The organism is Paenibacillus sp. FSL M7-1414, assembly GCF_038003195.1.
GTDB classification, from domain to species: Bacteria; Bacillota; Bacilli; order Paenibacillales; family Paenibacillaceae; genus Paenibacillus; species Paenibacillus amylolyticus.
The window spans coordinates 2050492-2072425 of sequence record NZ_JBBOOS010000001.1 but is presented as its reverse complement, the minus strand read 5'-3'; the positions used below and the strand labels follow the sequence as shown (position 1 = coordinate 2072425).

General features: G+C 48.0%; 20 protein-coding genes. 5 read left to right on the top strand and 15 right to left on the bottom strand.

Going from position 1 to position 21934, the window contains the following annotated elements:
- Window positions 1-104: 104 nt before the first annotated feature.
- The 4 genes from MHH92_RS09480 to citZ form a co-directional block, all read right to left on the bottom strand.
- A complete protein-coding gene (locus MHH92_RS09480; protein WP_017689485.1) occupies window positions 105-530 on the bottom strand; it encodes a hypothetical protein in 426 nt (141 codons plus the stop codon).
- A gap of 135 nt (window positions 531-665) precedes the next feature.
- Window positions 666-1607, bottom strand: a complete 942-nt coding sequence (gene mdh / locus MHH92_RS09475) for a malate dehydrogenase (protein ID WP_036609827.1) — start codon at window positions 1605-1607, stop codon at window positions 666-668.
- A gap of 15 nt (window positions 1608-1622) precedes the next feature.
- The gene (gene icd / locus MHH92_RS09470; RefSeq protein WP_036609828.1) at window positions 1623-2915 is read right to left on the bottom strand and encodes an NADP-dependent isocitrate dehydrogenase; all 1293 of its coding nucleotides are present in this window, start codon (window positions 2913-2915) and stop codon (window positions 1623-1625) included.
- A gap of 147 nt (window positions 2916-3062) precedes the next feature.
- Window positions 3063-4175: a citrate synthase gene (gene citZ / locus MHH92_RS09465; RefSeq protein WP_017689488.1), complete on the bottom strand. Its 1113-nt coding sequence runs from the start codon at window positions 4173-4175 to the stop codon at window positions 3063-3065.
- A gap of 530 nt (window positions 4176-4705) precedes the next feature.
- On the opposite strand from citZ, the gene ytvI reads away from it, so the two are divergent.
- Entirely contained in the window at window positions 4706-5824 is a 1119-nt protein-coding gene (ytvI, locus tag MHH92_RS09460; RefSeq protein ID WP_036609832.1) for a sporulation integral membrane protein YtvI, read from the top strand.
- 101 nt (window positions 5825-5925) lie between these two features.
- On the opposite strand, the gene MHH92_RS09455 is transcribed toward ytvI, so the two are convergent.
- From MHH92_RS09455 to MHH92_RS09420, 8 genes are all read right to left on the bottom strand, one after another.
- On the bottom strand, window positions 5926-6324 hold the full coding sequence (locus MHH92_RS09455) for an FxsA family protein (protein ID WP_036669966.1): 399 nt from the start codon (window positions 6322-6324) through the stop codon (window positions 5926-5928).
- Between the two features lie 7 nt (window positions 6325-6331).
- On the bottom strand, window positions 6332-6868 hold the full coding sequence (locus MHH92_RS09450) for an acyl-CoA thioesterase (protein WP_076318369.1): 537 nt from the start codon (window positions 6866-6868) through the stop codon (window positions 6332-6334).
- A gap of 101 nt (window positions 6869-6969) precedes the next feature.
- Window positions 6970-8397, bottom strand: a complete 1428-nt coding sequence (gene pyk, locus MHH92_RS09445; RefSeq protein ID WP_017689492.1) for a pyruvate kinase — start codon at window positions 8395-8397, stop codon at window positions 6970-6972.
- 105 nt (window positions 8398-8502) lie between these two features.
- A complete protein-coding gene (locus MHH92_RS09440) occupies window positions 8503-9534 on the bottom strand; it encodes an acetyl-CoA carboxylase carboxyltransferase subunit alpha (RefSeq protein ID WP_036609840.1) in 1032 nt (343 codons plus the stop codon).
- Window positions 9535-10428, bottom strand: a complete 894-nt coding sequence (gene accD, locus MHH92_RS09435) for an acetyl-CoA carboxylase, carboxyltransferase subunit beta (RefSeq protein WP_036609844.1) — start codon at window positions 10426-10428, stop codon at window positions 9535-9537.
- Window positions 10429-10833: 405 nt separating this feature from the next.
- On the bottom strand, window positions 10834-11022 hold the full coding sequence (locus MHH92_RS09430) for a hypothetical protein (protein ID WP_017689496.1): 189 nt from the start codon (window positions 11020-11022) through the stop codon (window positions 10834-10836).
- A 284-nt stretch (window positions 11023-11306) separates the two neighbouring features.
- Window positions 11307-11798 carry a phosphatidylglycerophosphatase A family protein gene (locus MHH92_RS09425; RefSeq protein WP_036609851.1) on the bottom strand — a complete coding sequence of 164 codons (492 nt, stop codon included), beginning with the start codon at window positions 11796-11798 and terminating at the stop codon, window positions 11307-11309.
- A 309-nt stretch (window positions 11799-12107) separates the two neighbouring features.
- Entirely contained in the window at window positions 12108-16253 is a 4146-nt protein-coding gene (locus MHH92_RS09420) for a DNA polymerase III subunit alpha (RefSeq protein WP_340903391.1), read from the bottom strand.
- 268 nt (window positions 16254-16521) lie between these two features.
- Here MHH92_RS09420 and MHH92_RS09415 point away from each other — a divergent pair, with 268 nt between their 5' ends.
- The 3 genes from MHH92_RS09415 (at window position 16522) to MHH92_RS09405 (ending at window position 17785) form a co-directional block, all read left to right on the top strand.
- On the top strand, window positions 16522-16851 hold the full coding sequence (locus MHH92_RS09415) for a YtrH family sporulation protein (protein ID WP_026081169.1): 330 nt from the start codon (window positions 16522-16524) through the stop codon (window positions 16849-16851).
- 21 nt (window positions 16852-16872) lie between these two features.
- Window positions 16873-17361: a hypothetical protein gene (locus MHH92_RS09410; RefSeq protein WP_017689500.1), complete on the top strand. Its 489-nt coding sequence runs from the start codon at window positions 16873-16875 to the stop codon at window positions 17359-17361.
- Between the two features lie 82 nt (window positions 17362-17443).
- On the top strand, window positions 17444-17785 hold the full coding sequence (locus MHH92_RS09405) for a YtpI family protein (RefSeq protein WP_036609858.1): 342 nt from the start codon (window positions 17444-17446) through the stop codon (window positions 17783-17785).
- A 148-nt stretch (window positions 17786-17933) separates the two neighbouring features.
- On the opposite strand, the gene MHH92_RS09400 is transcribed toward MHH92_RS09405, so the two are convergent.
- The 3 genes from MHH92_RS09400 to MHH92_RS09390 form a co-directional block, all read right to left on the bottom strand.
- Window positions 17934-19268 carry a DRTGG domain-containing protein gene (locus MHH92_RS09400; protein ID WP_036609860.1) on the bottom strand — a complete coding sequence of 445 codons (1335 nt, stop codon included), beginning with the start codon at window positions 19266-19268 and terminating at the stop codon, window positions 17934-17936.
- A gap of 212 nt (window positions 19269-19480) precedes the next feature.
- Complete coding sequence (locus MHH92_RS09395) at window positions 19481-19765, bottom strand: hypothetical protein (RefSeq protein ID WP_085981456.1); 285 nt, start codon at window positions 19763-19765, stop codon at window positions 19481-19483.
- Between the two features lie 195 nt (window positions 19766-19960).
- Window positions 19961-20308, bottom strand: a complete 348-nt coding sequence (locus MHH92_RS09390; protein ID WP_036609862.1) for a YlbF family regulator — start codon at window positions 20306-20308, stop codon at window positions 19961-19963.
- A gap of 237 nt (window positions 20309-20545) precedes the next feature.
- Between MHH92_RS09390 and MHH92_RS09385 the strand changes: the two genes are divergently transcribed.
- Entirely contained in the window at window positions 20546-21913 is a 1368-nt protein-coding gene (locus MHH92_RS09385) for a YheC/YheD family endospore coat-associated protein (RefSeq protein WP_036609865.1), read from the top strand.
- Window positions 21914-21934 lie beyond the last annotated feature (21 nt).

The following is a 21934-nucleotide window of genomic DNA, read 5'->3' as shown; positions in this document are numbered from 1 at the left end:
CACCATCTTACATCTCATCCGGCTTGTCCTAAGTACGTCTGCAAACGCTTAACCAACGACTAACAATACATCTTCATAAGGTGGATTAACCGTCCGCAACGCATTTAGATCACCTGATTATTCACCATCAGGTACACCATGATTAGCAAGAATACAGCCAGAAGTGTACTGAACATACGGATCTTGCTTTGCTCAGGACCCACATCACGTTTGTTTTTCACACCTTCTGCAGCGAGTCGTAGCGGTTTACCCATAATTCCTCCAATAGCCGCAATAGCCAAGAGCAGAACAACAACGACAGCCATCCAAACATGAGAATACTCACCTTTGGTCATCAGGTAACCACCAGTAAGAAGTTGGATTACAAGTCCATACTGCGCGACTTTGTTCAAAGAACGAAGTGATGCAAAGGCTCCCTCTTGTGCTGCAGCATTCAAGGTACGGATTTTACCGACCACAAATGGCAGAATCAAATAGAATCCCATCGCCAGTGCTCCAACAATATGGAGCAAATACATAATCATTGTCAAAATTTTCATCCTCCTCAACATTTTCGGTGTGCTATACATCACATCCCATTATACTGGGGAACTTATCCAAAGAAAAGAAAACCTCCGGGTTTACCGGAGGTTTTCTTTTAGCTTCTGTTCAAAAAGTTTTCAAACTTACAGGTTTACTACCGAAATGACGTTGCGAACCGAATCAGCAGATTTGTCCAATCCTGCTTTTTCTTCCGCTGTCAGGTCAAGTTCGAATATTTTCTCAATGCCATTACCACCCAAAATGGTTGGTACACCGAGGAACAGATCATTATAGCCATATTCACCTTCAAGATAAGCGATCACTGGAATGATACGTTTCTTGTCCTTCAAAATGGCTTCGGTCATCTGAACAAGCGAAGCTGCTGGTGCATAATAGGCACTGCCGTTACCCAGCAAATTCACAATCTCGCCTCCGCCAACACGTGTGCGTTGAACAATGGACTCAATGCGGTCTGCCGGAATCAACGTATCGATCGGAATACCACCTACACTCGAATAACGAACGAGTGGCACCATGTCGTCTCCGTGGCCGCCAAGAACGAATCCACGAACATCTTCAACAGATACATTCAACTCTTGCGCAATGAAGGTACAATAACGTGCTGTATCCAGAACACCTGACTGACCGATAACACGGTTTTTAGGAAAACCAAGGGTCTGATAAGCTGCATAAGTCATCGCATCCACCGGGTTGCTTAGAATAATGACGATGGAATCAGGGCAATATTTTTTCACATTTTCACAAACGGACTTCACGATACCCGCATTCGTATTGACCAGATCGTCGCGGCTCATACCCGGTTTACGGGCGATGCCAGCGGTGATGATTACAATCTCAGAACCTGCAGTATCTTCGTAGTTGGAAGTACCGACGATATGACTGTCAAATCCTTGAACAGGACTTGCTTCCATCATATCGAGTGCTTTCCCCTTCGTCGGGTTCTCCAGTTGAGGAATATCAACCAGCACAACATCCCCGAGTTCTTTTTGGGCAAGCATTAATGCGGTCGTAGCACCGGTAAAACCGGCGCCGACTACTGTGATTTTTTTGCGCTGAATAGTCAAGATTCACATCTCCCCTTACAGGTTTTTAATGATTTGATCCGCGAATTCAGAACATTTCACTTCAGTAGCGCCGTCCATCAGACGTGCAAAGTCATACGTTACTGTTTTATTGTTAATGGATGTTTCCATACCTTTGTAGATCAGGTTAGCTGCTTCTTGCCATCCCAAGTGCTCAAGCAACATTACTCCGGACAGAATAACGGAACCAGGGTTCACGACATCTTTGTCCGCGTATTTAGGTGCAGTACCGTGAGTTGCTTCGAAGATAGCATGTCCTGTTACGTAGTTGATGTTCGCTCCAGGAGCGATACCAATTCCGCCAACTTGCGCTGCAAGTGCATCGGACAGATAGTCACCGTTCAGGTTCAATGTTGCGATAACATCAAATTCGCCTGGACGAGTCAATACTTGTTGCAGAGCGATATCGGCAATCGCATCTTTTACGATGATTTTACCAGCATCTTCAGCAGCTTTTTGTGCTGCATTCGCTGCATCTGTACCTTCGTTTTCTTTGATGATGTCGTATTGTGCCCATGTGAATACTTTGTCAGCGAACTCTTCTTCAGCCACTTCATATCCCCAGTTTTTGAAGGCACCTTCTGTGAATTTCATGATATTACCTTTGTGTACCAGTGTAACCGTCTTACGGTTATGGTCAATTGCATACTGCACTGCTGCACGTACCAGACGTTTCGAACCTTCGGAAGAAACTGGTTTGATACCAATACCGGAAGTCTCAGGGAAACGGATTTTGTTAGCACCCATTTCCTGTTGAAGGAACTGGATCACTTTTTTCACTTCTTCAGAACCTTCAGCATACTCGATTCCTGCATAGATATCTTCCGTATTCTCACGGAAAATAACCATGTCTACCAACTCAGGACGTTTAACCGGAGAAGGTACACCGTCGAAATAACGAACAGGACGCAAGCATGTGTACAGGTCAAGCTCTTGACGCAGGGCTACGTTCAGGGAACGGATACCGCCACCGATTGGCGTAGTCAATGGTCCTTTGATCGCTACGATATACTCACGAATGGCTTCCAGTGTATCATTCGGCAACCACTCACCGTATGTATCGAATGCTTTTTGTCCAGCAAACACTTCATACCATGCGATTTTTTTGTTGCCATCATAAGCTTTTTCAACAGCTGCATCCAATACACGTTTGGAAGCTTTCCAGATATCACGGCCTGTACCGTCACCTTCGATAAATGGAATGATTGGATTACTAGGTACTTGAAGTGTACCGTTATCAATTTGGATTTTTTCGCCTTCAGTTGGGTGAGCAAATTTTTCTAATTTCATAGTTAAAATTCCTCCTAGGTTTCGTATATGCAGTATTCATCATACCACTAGTCTTGTTGAGAGAAGGGTCCTGAGAGCTTAAGCCAGTAAAGCCTCTGCTTTCCAACCCTTCACCTCGTCCATATTATTATACTGTTTTTGCGGCTATTAGCGAAGTTCAATAGAAACGTATTTCTGTTCTGTAGGACCAGTGTACTCCGCACGTGGACGAATGATGCGATTGTCCGCAAGCTGTTCCAAAATATGCGCAGTCCATCCAGACACCCGGCTGATGGCAAAGATCGGAGTGAACAATTCCTGTTCGATCTCCAGTTGGGTATATACAGAAGCAGAATAGAAGTCTACGTTAGGCTTCAGTCCTTTTTGTCCTGTTACCAGTTCCTCGATCTTCACAGACATATCATACAAACGCGTATCATTGTTCATCTCGCCAAGTTCCTTGGACATCTTCTGTAGATGTTTGGCGCGTGGATCACCGTTTTTGTACACCCGATGTCCAAAGCCCATGATCTTTTCACGATTATTCAGTTTTTCCTGAATTGCCGCTTCAAGACGATCAGGCGTACCGATCTCATTCAACATTTTCATAACGGCTTCATTAGCACCGCCATGCAGTGGTCCCTTCAGTGCGCCAATGGCGGAAGTTACACCGGAATAGATATCCGACAGCGTAGCAACCGTTACACGGGCTGCAAATGTCGAAGCGTTTAACTCGTGATCCGCATGCAGGACAAGGGCTTGATCCAATGCTTTCACTGCGGTCTCGGATGGTTCTTCACCAGTCATCATATATAAAAAGTTCTCTGCGATGGAAGCGCCTTCTTTTGGTGCCACAGGTTCTTTGCCCTGACGGATACGGGCGATGGCTGCCACAATCGTTGGCAACTGTGCTTGCAACTTAACCGCTTTGTTCTCATTCGCTTCCGTTGTCATCTCATCCGCTTGCTCGTCGTACAGTGCAAGTGCAGAGACAGCGGAACGAAGTGCTGCCATGGTACTGACGTTTTTCGGATACAATTGGATTTGTGCAATCAACTCGCTCGGAATCGGCGCGTAATCGCTCAGGCTTTTACGAAGGGATTTCAGTTCATCCGTTGTTGGCAATTTACCAAACCACAACAAATAGGCAACTTCTTCAAAGCTGGCATGTTCAGCCAAATCGTCGATATCGTAACCACGGTATGTGAGCACACCGTCTACAATAGAACTGATCGAAGAGGTTGTCGCAACGATGCCTTCCAGACCTTTGGTAGCTGTCATATTACATCTCTCCTTTAATAAGCGAAATCAGGAACCATTCCAGAGTGTCATATAAGTGCCAAAATGCACCTATTCTCTTTTTGTAAACATTTTCATTTTAAAATTAACAAATATTTCAAACTACGGTTTTCCTATCTGTCAATCGGTATTTACTTATAACATCATACTGGATTTTGTCGTTTATGTGAACATGATGAGAGTTCATTCGCACATCAAACTTCTTTATCGGTCTGATAAAGCATTTTTGAAAGCCTTTACAAAAACAAGGTTGACATTTAATGTTTTTTAACCAATCCTGTCGTATGAGAACTTTCTATTGCTATATTCTGTAATACTAAGGCATACTCTAGGCAAAAGAAAGAATCCCCGTAGATCTTGTTCAAAAATCCGCTTTTGAACAAGATCTGGTAACATCCCGGCGTTTCAAAACCTTGTAAATGCTCTATATTAATTAAGATAGCCATCTATTTCTAATACTGCTTCATGGATCATACATAAGTCGGCTTAATTGAAATAAGGAGAGTTGATGCTTGGATAGAATAATAATGAAACGCCTGCTCCGTGGCTTATGGGTTATCATTGCGGCCGTTCTGATCGCCGTTGCCATATACTTGCTGTTCCCGCTTTTGTACCCTTTTGCGATTGCCTGGATTATCGCCTATGCCATGAATCCATTAGTGAAACTGCTTCAGCATCGAGCACGATTCCCGCGCTGGCTGGCTGTGACTCTTTCATTGATCCTTTATTTTGGAGCCATTGCGGTAGTGCTGTCTGCGGCGATTACCCGCATGGTAAAAGAAGTCATTTCACTTACGACAAGCTTTGATCTTCATGTTGATGAGATCAAGGACACGTTTGTGCGCTGGACCCAGAATGACACCATTCAAAGTTTGACTGCGCAGATCAATGAATTTTACAAGGAAAATCCCAACTACCAGGAAACCATCAACAGCAATATTAGTAAAACAACTGAAACGGTGGGTACAGCCGTCACAGATCTGGTCACCGGATTTTTCAACATGATTCTGAGTCTGCTGACTTCCCTGCCGAACATGGGCGCGGTATTAATCGTTGTTCTGTTGTCTACATTCTTCATTAGCAAAAGCTGGACCAGACACAACATCACCGTATCGGGATGGGTACCCTCTTCCATTCGCAAGCCGATATCCGACATCTGGACCGACCTTAAGAAGGCACTGTTCGGATACGCAAGAGCACAATTGATCATGATCTCGATTACAGCACTATTCGTCATGATTGGACTGCTTATATTGCAAGTCAATTCAGCCTTCACCATCGCTCTGATGATTGGTTTGGTCGATCTGCTTCCTTATCTGGGTGTTGGCCTTATCATGGTGCCTTGGGCAGCGTACCTCTTTATGAATGGGGATCTGTATCTGGGCATTGGGATTAGTATTATCTATTTGATCTTATTGATCGCCCGTCAGATTATTGAACCGAAGGTACTTGCAAGCAGTGTAGGGCTCGACCCACTCGCCACGCTGGTTGGCATGTTTGTGGGTTTGAAGTTGTTCGGTGTTCTGGGCTTGATTATTGGCCCTGTCAGTCTCGTGATTCTCGATGCGTTCAATCGGGCTAACGTATTACGCGACCTCAGAACGTATATCATCAACGGACGTGTCCGATGAGGCATGACCTTATGAGCACCCAGGAAAATAGAAAAAGGCTTCGTTCAACAGAAATCATCTGCTGAGCGGAGCCTTTTCCATTTTGCATAACAACTGGTGTTTCATTTCGGACGACGATAAAACGTAATTTTGCCACTTTTCATTTTTTTCTCCAGCCACCCCAGGAAGAACAGACGGTACACCGGACGTGTTAATGGAAATACCAGTGTGAACCCGATCAGATCCGTCACAAAGCCTGGAATCAAAAGCAAGAAACCACCGACAAAAATAAAAAGACCATCGACCATTTTTCTTCCAGGTACCTTGCCACGCTCCATCTCGGATTTGGCGTCCACAAGTACTTTTCGCCCTTCAAACTGCAACATTGCTATACCAATCAAGGACGTGAGAATCATGAGAAGCAATGTCTTTCCGGCTCCGATCCAGTCACTCATCAGAACAAAACCAAATAATTCAATCACCGGAATGATTAAGAGTAAAGCCCACATCCATTTTCGCATTGACGTATTACCCCTTTCCCGAAAGCCACACCTTTTCAAGCGCGCTGTATAACTCAGAGGCTGCCTTATCCAGCCGAACTGGCTTCCAGTCCCCATTCACCCATACATGCTGGGTAGAACCTGTAACTAGCCGTTCACCGGGGAGTGATTCATCAGTTGACCATACCCGTTCTCCAATCGCCATATGCTCATCAGGTTCTTCAGACATGCGTCTTACGTCATACTCATAATTCAGTCGCAGACCACTAAATGCAGCAATACGGGTGAAAATGATAATCTCATCATCATATCGGGCAGGCTTGTGATACTTCACATCCAGTCCGGTTACGGGAAGCAGTAACCCCTGTTCCTCCATTTTACGATATGTATACCCCATTTGGCGAATCATCTCAGTTCGACCGATTTCAAACCAATTCAAATAGTTCGCGTGGTAGACCACGCCCATCTGGTCACTTTCTTGATAGCGTACACGAAGACGTGCCGCATACCAGTTACCATTGCTCTGTTCACGCACGTTATCGGCCTCCTTCGCTCTATCATTCATACGTGTTACCTCGTTGTAAAGTGTCAATAAGATGGAAAAAAAGCAACGGGACAATAAAGCCCCATTGCTTCTTTCCTGTTGCTTCTCCATCCAAGACGCTATTAAGCGTTGTTTGGAATTTGGCTTACTTTAATCAGGTTGGTAGAACCGGAACGACCCAAAGGTACACCTGCTGTGATCACAACCAGGTCTCCTTCTTTAACAAGTCCGGATTTTACGCCGCCTTCAATTGCATTCTCGAACAAAGCATCCGTGGAATCAACCAGTCTTCCTTTAACAGGAGTTACACCCCAAGCCAGAGCCAAACGACGGGAAGTTCTGTCTTCCGTTGTCACAGCGATGATTGGAGATTCTGGACGATACTTGGAAATCATGCGTGCAGTATGTCCTGATTCAGTCGAAGTAATGATCGCTTTTGCGTTCAAATCTTGAGCTTGGAGAGCAACCGATTGGCTGATTGCTTCTGTAACTGTTGTTTGTTGAGCAACACGTTGTTTCAGATACAACTCTTGGTATGGCAGAGCAGATTCTGCTTTTTCAGCAATACGGGACATGGTCAGAACAGATTCAACTGGGTATTTACCCGCAGCTGTCTCACCGGACAACATGATTGCGTCCGTACCGTCGAAGATCGCATTCGCCACGTCACTTGCTTCCGCACGTGTTGGACGCGGGTTACGCTGCATGGAATCCAGCATCTGTGTAGCTGTGATAACCGGTTTACCCGCAACGTTACATTTTTGGATCATGCGTTTTTGTACCAATGGTACTTCTTCCGCAGGAATCTCAACACCCAGGTCTCCACGAGCAACCATCAGGCCGTCAGACACTTCAAGGATTTCGTCGAGGTTATCGACACCTTGTTGGTTTTCGATTTTGGAGATGATTTGGATATGTCCAGCATTGTGTTTTTCAAGCAATTCACGAATCTCAAGTACATCACTTGCTTTACGTACAAAAGAAGCAGCGATGAAATCGACACCTTGTTCGATACCAAATACGATATCGTTAGCGTCTTTTTCGGTGATACCCGGTAGAGAAATGGCAACGCCCGGAACGTTAACACCTTTTTTGCTTTTGATCGACCCGCCGTTAACGATACGGCATTTGATCTCGGTGCCTTGCACTTCCACCACAGTCAGTCCGATCAGACCGTCGTCGATCAGAATTGTAGATCCCGGTTCAACATCATTCGGAAGATCTGTATACGTAATGGAAAGACGTTCTTTGGTTCCCAGAATTTCTTCTGTTGTCAAAGTGATGTACTCGTCTTGAACCAATTCGATCGGTTCAACTTCGAGTTTACCTGTCCGAATTTCCGGTCCTTTGGTGTCCAGCAGGATCGCTACTGTTTTGTTCAATTCTTCGCATGCTTGGCGAATCGCAATGATCCGTCCGCCGTGCTCATCGAAATCACCGTGGGAGAAGTTCAGACGGGCCACATTCATACCGGCCATAATCAATTTTTTGGTGTTCTCCAGAGATTCACTGGATGGACCGATGGTACATACAATTTTCGTTTTGCGCATTTTGGGTTTCCTCCGATTTTAAAGGTATTACTCTTTATCTATTTTTCTTTTTCCAACTATTAAATTTACTATACTTTTGCTCATTTGTATAGGAAATTCGTCACATTATTCAGCATTTCCCGACAAATTACTCGCAACATCGACTTTTACAAGCTCTTGAGGGGCTTCAATGGATGCTTGAGGTTCAAACGTGACCGATCCAATTTTACGGAATTTCTCATAACGATCCTGTTTCAGTTGATCCCCGCTCCAACCCTTCATATCGTCGAGATGACGGACCAACGCTTCACTGATGAAAGCAGCAGACGCTTCATAATCCCGATGAGCACCGCCGCGTGGCTCAGGGACAATCTCTTCAATGACTTCCATCTCCAGCAGGTCTTTGGCTGTTATTTTCATTGCTTCAGCCGCCTGATCTGCCTTGGATGCATCCTTCCAGAGAATCGAAGCAGCGCCGTTCGGAGAGATTGCAGAATAGATCGCATGTTCCAGCATCAACACACGATTACCCACAGCCATAGCGAGGGCACCGCCGCTTCCACCTTCGCCGATGACCACAACAATAACAGGAACCGATAGCTTCGCCATTTCCATCAGGTTGCGAGCAATCGCTTCCGATTGACCTCTCTCTTCTGCAGTATTACCCGGATACGCCCCTTTAGTATCAATAAACGTAATAATAGGACGGCCAAATTTGTTCGCTTGTTTCATCAGACGCAGTCCTTTTCGGAAACCTTCTGGATGAGCGCTACCGAAAAAGCGGGCGATATTATCCTTCGTGTCTTTCCCCCGCTGTTGTCCGATTACCGTTACTGTCTTTCCATTCAGCTTGGCAAGTCCGCCAACAACCGCAAGATCATCTCCGAACATGCGATCACCGTGTAGCTCAATGAAGTCCGTAAATATCAACTGGATCAGATCCAGCGCCGTTGGGCGCTGCTGATGACGGGCCAGATGCATCTTCTGAGCTGCTGTTATGCCAGTGTAGATCTCTTCTTCAAGTCTATGGTAACGTTCTTCCAGGCGGGCAATCTCGTCCGTGAAGTCGATCCCTTTTTCCTGTCCAAACTGTACGAGTTCATCAATCTTTTTGCGCATCTCAACCAGAGGCGCTTCATATGGCAACTCACCCGCCATTTAGACCCCTCCTTTTTCACTATGCATATCCAGAAGCTTGCCAAGAGTGGCCCGAAGCTCTTTCCGGTGCACAACCATGTCCAACTGACCATGTTGCATATTAAATTCAGCCGTCTGGAAATCATCAGGTAACTTCTGACGGATCGTCTGTTCGATAACGATTCTGCCGGCAAAACCAAATACAGCGCCAGGTTCAGCAATGTTAATATCGCCCAAGCTCGCAAAACTTGCCGAGACTCCACCTGTCGTTGGGTCCGTAATGACCGAAATGTACAGCCCGCCCTGTTCATCCAAACGGGATAAAGCTGCGCTTGTTTTAGCCATTTGCATGAGGCTAAGAATACTCTCTTGCATCCGGGCACCACCTGATGTTGAGAAAATAATCAATGGTAACCGTTTCTCTGTGGCATGCTCAATGGCACGGGTGATTTTCTCCCCTACAACAGAACCCATGCTGCCTGTGAAGAAATCAAAGCTCATGACAGCAACAACTACAGGCAGGCCATCAATGGTTCCTTCCCCTGTAATTACCGCTTCCTTCAGGCCCGATTTCAGACGCTGTTGTTCCAATTTGTTGCTATATCCAGGAAAGCCAAGTGGATCAACCGATATCATATCAGCATCAAACTCAACAAATCCTTGATCATCAAGTACCATAGCAATGCGCTCCATAGCGTTAAGACGCATATGGTAACCGCAGGCAGGACATACTTTCAGATTTTTCTCCAATTCCTTGCTATATTGAATGGTGCCGCATTTGCTGCACTTGTTCATAAGCCCTTCAGGTATTTCACGTTTTGGGCGTTCTAGGACTTCCTGGCCTTCGCCGGGAAGTGCACGCTCGGAAGGTATGGTAGCGTACTTCCGTTTCTTCTGGAATATATCTTTGAACACAACTACACCTCTCCAGCCGTTGATTTGATGGCCGCAACCTGCAGAGCGCTGCTTGTGGCAGCTTCATCCGCGTGTTACGGTAAACCGCTTACGACCCACACGCTGCCATGGGCCTTGTCCAGCATTCACAACAAAAAAATCCGCCGGTACAGGGCAAGGATCACCGGCTTCTGTCAGCACGATTGATGTTACCTGCAAAAACCGAAAGATTGTTGCGCCGATGTTTGAATCTATCTTGGTAGGGTCTCCGGGAGCAACCAGGTCGGTCCTTGTCCTAACAAAAAAAGAAGGAAGGACAGCAGCATACAATACATGCAAGTCGATTCCTCTCTCCGCTTACGCGATTAGTCCCTTATGTACCGATGGTACTTCTTCATCTGCCAAGGCACGTTGATGTCGAACAAATCAGGAATGCAGAATGGAATTCAACACTTCCTGGACCTCTTCCAATTCCCCAGAAGGGACGCGAATCTCAAATTGCTGCTTGGATAAACTGATGGGACGGGTCTGTACCAGAAAACCTTCTTCCGAAAGCTTGGTCTTGATCTTGTCCGCAACCTTTGCTGTCGGTGCAATGTAAATCACCGTCCACATGCCTTGTCCGCCCCCTAAGCTAATGTTCAGAGCCCGTATATTGGACTAATGATAACATACCTCACTTTTTTTCTGCAAGAAAGGGTTCGGGACCTTTGGGGAGAATTTGGGATCATGAGGGACATTAGTCCCCCACGAATAACTCATATGGTTGACGAAATCTTCTTGTTCATACCTCTTCCATAAGTAGCCGCAAGCTTATCAGGGCAGCGTCAGCCGCCCTTGAAGACCTTCATATGAGCCATTAGATTGACCATAACAGACAAGCATGGAAATACAGGGGGTTAAAGGTCTGAGGGGTATTTTTTGGCTTTAATATTTTTGTGTGCAATCCGGGCAGAAGCCGCAGCAGCCACCCCTGCGACCAGATCATCCAAAAAGACATGAATGGCTGTTGTGTGTTCGTTCAAATCATGAATTACACCTATTTTTTCTTTATCCAGGTAACCAAAGCTGGTTAAACCAATCATACCATACACATGAGTAATGCCGAGGGCCAGAGTCTCGTCCACTCCATACAGGGATTCATCCGCTTCCATAATAGCCTGTAACGGTTGGGGCAAGAGTTTTTTCTCCGCAAGTTCGTCGAGAGCAATACCCGTATAGAGCGTATATTGCACCTCTCGTTTCTGCAGAACGGATTTCACGCTGGTTACACAGTCGTCCAAGGTCAGTTCGGGGTGGTACCCTTTTTGCAGACGGTATACAATTGCTGCGATTGCATCAATCCGTACACCCCGCCGGGCCAGCATGGCTTCTACGATTTCATATGACATATCTCGACCTCCCGCATCAATCCCCCGAGGACCACGAGGTCCTTCGGTGTTCTCAAGTGTATGCAGCAACCTGTTAAATTGTTCATAAAATGTGCGGATGGTTGAGACCATTTACACCATGGACATGTTGCAGGATTGTACATTCCGCTCTGGTCTGAAGCTGGCCTATAACAAGTCTGCAATTTGTTTGTTTAAACCCTGTCGTCAGGGAACCGAGCTCGCACTAAAATAATCAAAAAAAACCTGTTCAGCATTGAGCCAAACAGGTTTCATACTATGGATAAGTGCTATCACTTACGGGACAGCCTCTTATTTAATTTTGACCGTGCCTTCACCCAGCATGTTCTCCATCTCGGAGAACAAGGTTGGTGATGGCTTAATCCGGTAGGCATCACTCAGCGCAAGCAGCTTCTGCTGCTGCTCATAGAAGAGCACTGTCGCCACAGGTCCGGGATGCTCCTGAAGCAGCTGCTTCAGACGTGCCAGAAGCTCAGGCTTCTCCGCATGCGGGGCAATCTTCACGAACACCCGCTGCTCCACCGCCCGCAGTTCGCGGCTCTGCGCCGGGCTGCCAGCCGCCTCAGCGGCACCGCCCGGCCGGGAAGCCGCAGCCGTGGCTGCGCCCGTACCCGCCGCATCGCTGCGCGTCGCTGCCGAGCCTTGGCTCCCGCTGCTGCGCGCACCGGAAGCATCCCCGCCTGCGCTGCTGCGCTGCGCTTCGGCTCCTGCGCCCGCTGGCCGCCGCGGCGAAGCCGACTGCGCCGGGCGCGAAGAGCTGCCGCTGCCGGGCTTGCCGCGCCGGTCGCGGCTGCGCAGCTGCTGCTCCAGTGCTGCCGGTGACAACGGCACCACTTCCTCAGCCAGCAGCTTAAACCCTTCGTCCTGCTGCTGCACTTTGGCACGCACGACGAGCAGTTCACCTTTCCCGACATGTTGCTGGCTACGCCTCCATACCTCGGGAAAGAGAACCACTTCACAGCGTTCGATCTGGTCTTCCAGCTCCATGAACGCCATAGCCTTGCCCTGTTTCGTCGTGATCGACTTCACGGACACAACCATTCCTGCGGCGACGGTCATCGTGTCGTCTGCCGCCTCGGTCAGCTCCATGATCCGGTCAGCCCCACTCGATTCCAACACATCTTCATAGTCATCCAGCGGATGCCCGGAGAGATACAAGCCTAACAACTCACGCTCCAGCTCCAGTTGCTGCCCTGAGGAATAAGGAGGAATTTCCGGGTATTCAATCTCCCAGTTTGGCGTCTCAACAAAGTCGAATAATTGAATCTGCAGATCCTCGCGTTCCTTGCGCCATTTCAACGCCGCCTCAACAGTTTCATCCAGCATCGCCAGCAATTGGGCCCGGTGACCAGGTAATGTATCAAAAGCTCCGGCCTGGATCAGCGATTCAATCACCCGTTTGTTGCATACACGCAGATCCACACGACGACAAAAATCGAGCAGACTGTCGAACGGTCTCTCCTGCCTTACGATCATAATGCTTTCCATTGCTTGGGTACCGACATTTTTCACAGCGGCAAGACCAAATCGTATTGCACCCGTTAATTTTTCCTTATCTTCATCCGCATTTGCATTAGACACTGCATCGTTTTTCTTCACAGAGTACAGTTCACCTTGCTCCGAGTGCGAAGAAGACGCTTCTTTCCCCTGGTCATTACCATTTTCCGTTGAAGCAGCCGTCACCAATCCCGGTTCCTTCCGGTTGTCGGATGCCTCAGGCATGGATGTCGCTGCTTGCCACTCATATCCGCCACTGTCCTCTTCCGGTCCAGGACCGGGATCATCCGGCAGAGGTGCTTCACCATATTCTGCTTGTCCCGAATGCCCATCATCCTCATGAACGCGATCTTCCCTGAAGGAGCTCTCATTACCGTTCGCGGCATGTTCTTCAGCCGAGCTTCCAGGGTTACTCTCTGCATCTGCTCCCGCATTCTGCTGCGATACATTGCTCTGATCCCCAGCTCCTGCGCGGCCGGACGGCACAAATACAGGTGTAAACAAAATACCGCTCTCATTCACATCCGGCGGAAGCACCTCCATGTCCATACGTCGACATTCCACCACGTACTCTGCCACTTTCCGATGACTGCCCATTACGGCTGTTAACATGGATGCCATAAAATGAACCGGATAATGCGCCTTCAGATACGCCGTCTGGAACGCAAGCACACCATATGCCGCGGCATGAGCACGCGGGAAGCCATAGTTGGCAAACTTGACGATCATATCGTAGACCAGGTCTGCCTCTTCTTCCCTATACCCTTGTTTCAGGCTGCCTTGTACAAAGTGTCCACGCTCCAGATCCAGCACTTCCCGTTTCTTCTTGGAGACCGCTCTGCGGAGCAAATCTGCCTCACCCAACGAGAAACCCGCCATCCGGGAAGCAATCTGCATGATCTGTTCCTGATACACGATGATACCGTACGTATCTTTCAGGATAGGCTCCAGATCCACATGGGGGTAATCCACTTCAATCTGTCCATGCTTACCCTGAATGTATTTGGATATGAACTCCATCGGACCCGGACGGTACAAGGCAAGTACAGAGATTACATCTTCAAAACTACTTGGCTTCATCTCTTTCAGCACACGGCGTACCCCGGCAGATTCCAGTTGGAATATGCCCATCGTGTCCCCTCGCCCAAGCATCTCGTACGTTAACGGATCATCATCGGGGATAAGGCGGAAATCCGGAATTTCTCCATGTTCCCCAATCCAGCGTACACACCGCTCAATGATTGAGAGGGTACGTAAACCAAGAAAGTCCATCTTAAGCAACCCGATCGACTCCAGGTTTTCCATGGAATACTGGGTTAACGCTGTCCCTTCACTGCCCTCCTGAAGGGGCACCGCATCGGTCAGCGGGTCACGGGAGATAACCACTCCCGCTGCATGCGTCGAAGCATGGCGTGGCATACCTTCGACCTTCATCGCCATATCCAGCAGTTCACGTGTCTTGGGCTTGGTTTCATACAGCGCCTTCAGTTCAGGTGTAGCTTCCATGGCCCGCTCGATGTTAATGCCAAGCTGCGCCGGAATCAGCTTGGCAGCCTTGTCCACTTCACCATAAGGCACATTCAGGGCCCGCCCAACATCACGTACAGCTGCACGGGCAGCCATCGTTCCAAACGTAATAATCTGGGCGACATGGGCTTTGCCATATTTATGAGCGACATAATCAATGACCTCATCCCGCCGTTCATCGCTGAAGTCAATATCAATATCCGGCATGGAGATCCGCTCGGGATTCAGGAATCGTTCGAAGAGCAGGTTGTATTTCATCGGGTCAACATCGGTGATGTGCAACGTGTACGCTACCAGACTTCCTGCCGAGGAGCCCCGGCCTGGTCCAGTAACAATGCCTTGCTTATGCGCATAGGCGATAAAATCCCAGACAATCAGGAAATAATCCGAGAATCCCATGCTGTCGATTATACCCAGCTCATACGCCAATCGTTGTTCGAGTTCGGATCGAAGCTCCGCATCTGTCCAGCGTGTGGACTGCGCATAACGATCCTCCATTCCTTCTTCGCACAGCTGACGCAGATACGCCGAAGGGCTGAGTCCATCAGGAAGCGGTCTGTATTCCGGCAAAATCGATTTGCCGAATTCCAGCTTCAATTCACAGGACTCTGCAATGCGGACGGTGTTTGCCAGAGCTTCCGGTACATGAGGAAACAGACGAGCCATCTCTTCTTCACTTTTCAGATAGAGCTGATTGGTTCCAATCCGAAGCCGATTCTCATCATCCACGGTCTTGCCCGTTCCGATACAGATCAGCACATCCTGAAGCTCAGCATCCTCTTCAGACAGATAATGCGCATCATTGGTCGCTACAAGCGGAATCTCAAGCTCAGCAGCCAGTTTGATCAACTGCGGATTCACCCTTTTTTGCTCGGAAAGCCCATGATCCTGAAGTTCCAGATAGAAGTCGTCACCAAAGATATTTTTGTAGCGTAACGCCGCACGTCTTGCCTCTTCTTCTCGCCCATGCAGCAGATGCTGTGGTACTTCACCACCCAGACACGCGCTTAGACAGATAATGCCCTCATGATGGGCAGCCAGACTTTCCATATCTACACGGGGTTTGTAATGAAAACCCTCGAGATGTCCAATCGAGCACAATTTCATCAGATTACGGTAACCCGTCATGTTTTTGGCCAGCAAAATCAAATGATGTATCGGTTGATCCTTGCGGCTTCCCCGCTCTTTGCGGGACCCTGCTGTCATGTATGCCTCACACCCTATAATCGGCTTGATGCCTCGTTCAACGCAGGCTTTATAGAAAGGAATTGCACCATACATCACGCCATGGTCGGTCAGCGCAAGTGTCGTCATTCCCAGATCTGCAGCCTTATTCACGAGATCCGGAATACGCGCAGCGCCGTCCAGCAAACTGTATTCGCTATGAACGTGCAAATGCACAAAAGAACTCATGTTTTTTTCTTCCTTTCGCCGCAGATAGTCGCAGCATTGATCTTCTGATCCGTCTGCTACCCTATCTATCTCATATATATGAATTAAATAAATAAAAAAAATGGAATCACCTATTAAAATTCATGACAACCTCATAAAAAGGAGACTTTATTATTCTATTTTATCATAACGTTCGGGGGCACGCCCATACAATAGAAGTACAAGCCGCTCCCCCTGTGACAGACCGAAGACAGGAGGTGTGCTGCTAGGTCTGAAAGGGGTGTTGCCAGTGAGCACATTTTTGTCCAAAGCCATTCTTGATTTCTTTATTGCGTTTGGAATCGTGCTGGGCGGCGCGATGATCGGAGGTATTGGAGCAGTGATCTCTCTTCAGCCTCCGACACAGACGATGCTCGATATTTCTGGAAAAATAAAGATATGGGCACTCGCAGCCGCTGTCGGCGGCACAATAGATCCCATGCGTGTCATCGAGAGCAATTTCCTGGATGGTAACCTGTCTCCGGCGGTCAAACAAATCCTGTATTTGATCTCTGCTTTTATGGGCGCGCATATGGGAACCGAGCTGGTGAAATGGGTGTGCGGCGGAGGCCGGAGCTAATATGAGACAGGAACAGCGTTCATGAGAATTCCGCCATTTTCCCGCTACCGCCCGCTGATGCGAATGACCGCTGTGTTTGTTCTGGGAATGATCGCTGGATGTGTCGTCTACAACGGCGTATTTCACCTGAGTTACAATGCATTGTGGCTGAACAATCAGGAGCTGCAGCTTCAGCTGCATCAGAATGAGGAGGATATCAAAACGCTGAAAAAATACAGTAAACGCCAAACCGTTATCAAGGAAATCAAAGTCCGTGCAGAAGAATCGGATAAGGGGCCAGACGAGGCTTCTCTGAAAGTGATGTTACAGAAGCTCGGAGACGAACTTGAGGTGCTTCGGGGCAGAGATGTATTCAACATCGATGAGTATAGCAAAATGACGCGAATCATGCTGAATCAGAAAGTGTACTCGGTCAGGGAAAAGGAGTACACCGTTCAGGTCAAAACGATGCTGGTTATGGAAGGGGTACTGCAAGTTTGGGTACAGATTCGCATGCACGTTCCTGCGTAACAGCAAAAAACTGCCCTTGTCTGCATCTCTCCATGGTACAATAAGGGCAGTAAATGCTTTCCAGAAAAGGAGCTGCGTCTTTGTGTTCATTGATGTACTCAAATATGCTCTAATCGCCATCTTTGCTGTTGCCATGGTTTTTGCAGCGTTGAACAGTATTCGTTCACACAGAAGCTCGGATGCTACCAGCGCCGGTCTGTACCGTTCGTGGACAAATATCTGGATGGGTGGCATGCTTGTCGTGCTTGCACTGATTCTGATGTTTGTCTTCACAGGTTCCACTTTATCTGTGATTGTGGAAGCGCTATTTCTGATTATGGGTGCGTATAATGTATTTGCCGGAATACGTAACCGCAGTTATTATGCGCGGCTTCAACAACGGTCCAGTAATGGATCAGGTAAAACCTCCGGACAATCTGCATGATTCGTTGAAGCTATATCATTGTGTCTGCAAAAAGAGAGTACTTCCCCTTCATTAAGCGAAGCCAGAACCGCGCGACAGCGCAACCCGGCAGAGCTTCTTGATCAGGGAGTACTCTCTTTGTTGTCTATGCCCGAGGCAACGTACCCTGCTAGGCATGGTCAATCGACTGCAATGTCATTACCGCTTTGCATACCACACTGCCTTCACGGGTAACCACAATGTCCATTTTGCACGTTCGACGACTGGTTTCCAGAATTAACGGTCGAACCAGGATCTGATCCTCAATCTGTACTGGTCGAACAAAATACGTCGTTACATTATCGACCACATGGTCGTTCCCTGTAACATCCCACGCTGCCCGCCGGCCAGCCTGGGTCATCACATTCAACAGAACTCCTTCGGAGATCGTACCCAGATCCGTTGCCATCTGAGGAATGATGAATCCGTGAAATAACAATTCGTTCTGTTCACCGCGCTCCTCGGCAAACCCGTTCCAGATCAGATGATCAAACGTCTCTCCCAGTTGTGGCTGCTTCTGTGCATCCCGCATGGCCTGAAGCACTTCCTTGCGTGTGACGGACGCAATCAGTTTGCGATTCCGATCCACGATTGGCAGAAAATCGATGCCTTCCCAGGTCATAATCTGGGCAGCAGAAGCAAGAGATGTCTGCAATGAGGCCGTAATCGGGCGGCGTATCACACATTTCTCAATACTTTGATCTTCTTTCAGCTCACTAACATCCTTCAGACTCACAATCCCGATGACCCGGTTCCATTCATCCACCACCGGGAAGCGATGTTCACCCGTCTCTGAAACCAACATATGAAAATCTGCGGCTGAACTGGTCACCTTCAATACCTGCAAGCGAGGTTTCTGACCAATGATATCCTCAACAAGCATAATTTTTTTCTTAATCAGCCGGTCGAAGATCGCACGGTTAATCATTGAAGCCACCGTGAATGTATCATGTCTGGATGAAATAATCGGTAGCCCAAGCTCGTCAGCCATAATTCTTACTTCACGACTTGTCCCAAAACCACCCGTAATCAACACGCCCGCTCCCTGTTCGAGGGCAAGCGAGTGAGCATCTTCACGGTTACCTACAATCAGCAGACTCCCAGCGTCAATATAACGGGCCATTGCCTGTTCTTTCATCGCTCCAATCACATACTTGTGCAGCGGTTTGGCGAGACCTTCGTTCCCCCCCAGCACATGGCCCTCCACAATGGTCACGACATCAGCAAAGGTCAACTGTTCCGACATGCCCCGAGGTCTCTTCTCGATCCGCACCGTTCCAATTCGTTCCTTGGTCACGACCAGCCCGAAGTTCTCCGCCTCTTTCACCGCACGATACGCTGTCCCTTCACTTACACCCAGCTCCCGCGCAAGTCCACGTACTGATATTTTGCTGCCAACCTTCAGTTGTTCAATATGTTGAAGTAACTGTTCATGCTTCGTGACGTTCTCTTCCTGTCCGTCCAACTGTACCACCCCCGAAGATGCATCTGTACTATACTGTATCTATTATAACACGGCTTTAGGAAAATAACCCCACCCCTACCCATTCTCACAGGCAAGTTCGCCATCTGAATTTAATCATCCCATTAACCTCTAATTCTGTATGTACCAAAAAAGACCGGGGCCCCTTTGTACCAAGGGATTCCGGTCTTCCATGTTGGATCTCATACTGTACCTTATACAGACTCGCTCCGCTCCTGCTTGTCCAACAGTTTCATCTCCCACTGCCGCAGCTTCGCCCGGCGAACGGCTTCCAGTGCACGCTTCTTCTCTTCATCCACACCGAGAATAAAATGCAGATGTGCACCAACGATTAATAAGGAGAACAGCACCCATACGATGCCAAAAATATTAACCCAGTCCATTCCTCCAGCAAAGGAAATCCGCGGCAGTGCAATGACCAGCATCGACAACGCAATAAGCAGATAGATCACATGTTTTGCTTTTTTCAACCTCTTCACCATTCACAGCTCCTTCGTTCTTGATCGACTCTATATGTCTAGTCTATGAACGATAAGGAGCTAATATGAAAGGTTCAGGTAAAAAACAAGACAACCTTTTAGTACGTGTTCAAAAAGATCAGTTTTCAGTACCGAGAAGATGGAATGAAGCTAGGCATCCTTCGTAATCAAAAGTGGACTTTTTGAACTACCTTTTTACGCTTCAGCGCCACCGTACAGATGACCCAGGCTATCAGCAATAATTTTATTCACGTCTTCAATGATGACACTGAGGCGACGCTCCGCATCAAACAAACGACGGATGTTCAGATTCAAGCTCAGTACTTCAAACAGTTTCTCCATTTTCTCCATCTCATCCGGAGCTGGCATATCCCCGCTCATCATACGTTGTTGCAATTCCATTTGTTGATCACGGAAGTTATCCAGCATTGCTTTTGCATCCGGATCAGCTTCAATCAGCTTCATCGCGGAAGTAATCTCTTCCACCTCGCTGCTTTCTCTCAGTGCTTTGGCCAAATCATTGGCTTTGTCATAAATGTTCACTATTATTCCTCCTCAGATTGGTTTGTTCATCCGTGTTAATACACGCTTTTCTTCGCTGTCAAACAAGGGCGATCTGAAACAGGCCATCCATAACCTGCCTCGAAATCAAATGCATTTAATCCATATGGGTCAATCACCAAGGGTTATATGTCCTCATATGATGAAGCACATGCCATGTTCAGATGCCGTTCAACTTCGAGATCAGACATCAAGTTGCCGCCCGGAAGGAGATCCGTGATGTCCACTAAAAAAGTAACGATTCAGGTTACCGGCTCGGGCATCCTGCAGGACGACGTCATCATGCTGGGCGAAGGGGTGCTTAAGGCGCTTAAAATCCCTTCAGGAAGGCCGCTTCAGCTGCAATTTGGCTCTTTCCGCCGCGAAGTCACTGTTATTCCGGTACCAAGGTATGACGGGCTGCGCATCAATCAGACAGTTGCCAGCAAGACCGGTCTCGTTCCACGTTCGGTCCTGAGGGTATCCTATCGTTCAGCCAGCCGTACGCTTCGCCTTGGACCCTACATCAGTGTACTGGTTAGCCAGGATTATCCCGATCAGCCAGATCGGCCCTTTGGCTCCATCACGATGTTCTGTCAAGAACTGGTGAACGCCTGCCGTAAGCAAGGCGCCTATGTATCCTTTTTCACACCGGAGGATATTGGAGCGGTAACGGGTTATATGAAAGGCTGGGTGTATGATGACGGCTGGAAAAAGACTGTTCTGCCTGTAGCAGACGTCGTCAATAACCGGCTAACGTCCCGCAAGCTTGAGAACAAACCTAGCGTACAGCATTTTATGAAAGAAGTAAAATCGCTCTACGGCACGCAAACCTTCAATGAAAAGTTTCTGGACAAAAACGAAGTGTTTGACGCACTCAAGTCCATTTCAACGCTTAAACGAGTTCTTCCCGAGTCTCATTTGCTCAAGACGTCTGCCATGCTCAAGACGATGTGCAACCGACATCCGGTTGTATTTCTGAAGCCCGTCCGCGGTTCTTTGGGCAAAGGGATCATCCGGGTCTCACGTCAGATTGACGGAAGCTTCCTGACTCTGGCGACTGGCGTCGGGGGTACCCGGAAACAAACGTATACTTCTCTGGATAAACTGTATGCCAGTATGTCGGGGAAAATGAAAACAACGCGTTATCAGATCCAACAAGGGCTGACTCTCATTGACAACAGTGGCAGACCCGTGGATTTCCGTGCGCTCGTACAAAAAAACCGTACAGGTAAATGGAGTGTAACCTCCATCGTCGCCCGGATTGCGGGCGGGAGTCACTACGTATCCAATCTGGCACGGGGTGGAAGTCTCAGCACCGTCAAGGATGCTGTTGCCAAAACACAGTTGTCTGGATCAGCCAAAGCTTCCGCGTATGCAGGATTGCACACCGCAGCATTGGATATCGCCAAAGGGATCGAGAGTGCCATCCCTGCTCATTTTGGTGAACTTGGTATTGATCTGGCCTTGGACACCACTGGGCGCGTATGGCTGCTCGAAGTCAACTCCAAACCATCCAAGAATGATAATACACCACTGAGTGAGAGCAAGATCCGCCCTTCCGTCAAAGCCATGCTCGAATATTCTACCTACCTGGCGGGTTTTTGAAAAGTTATTCCCTAAGGGAAA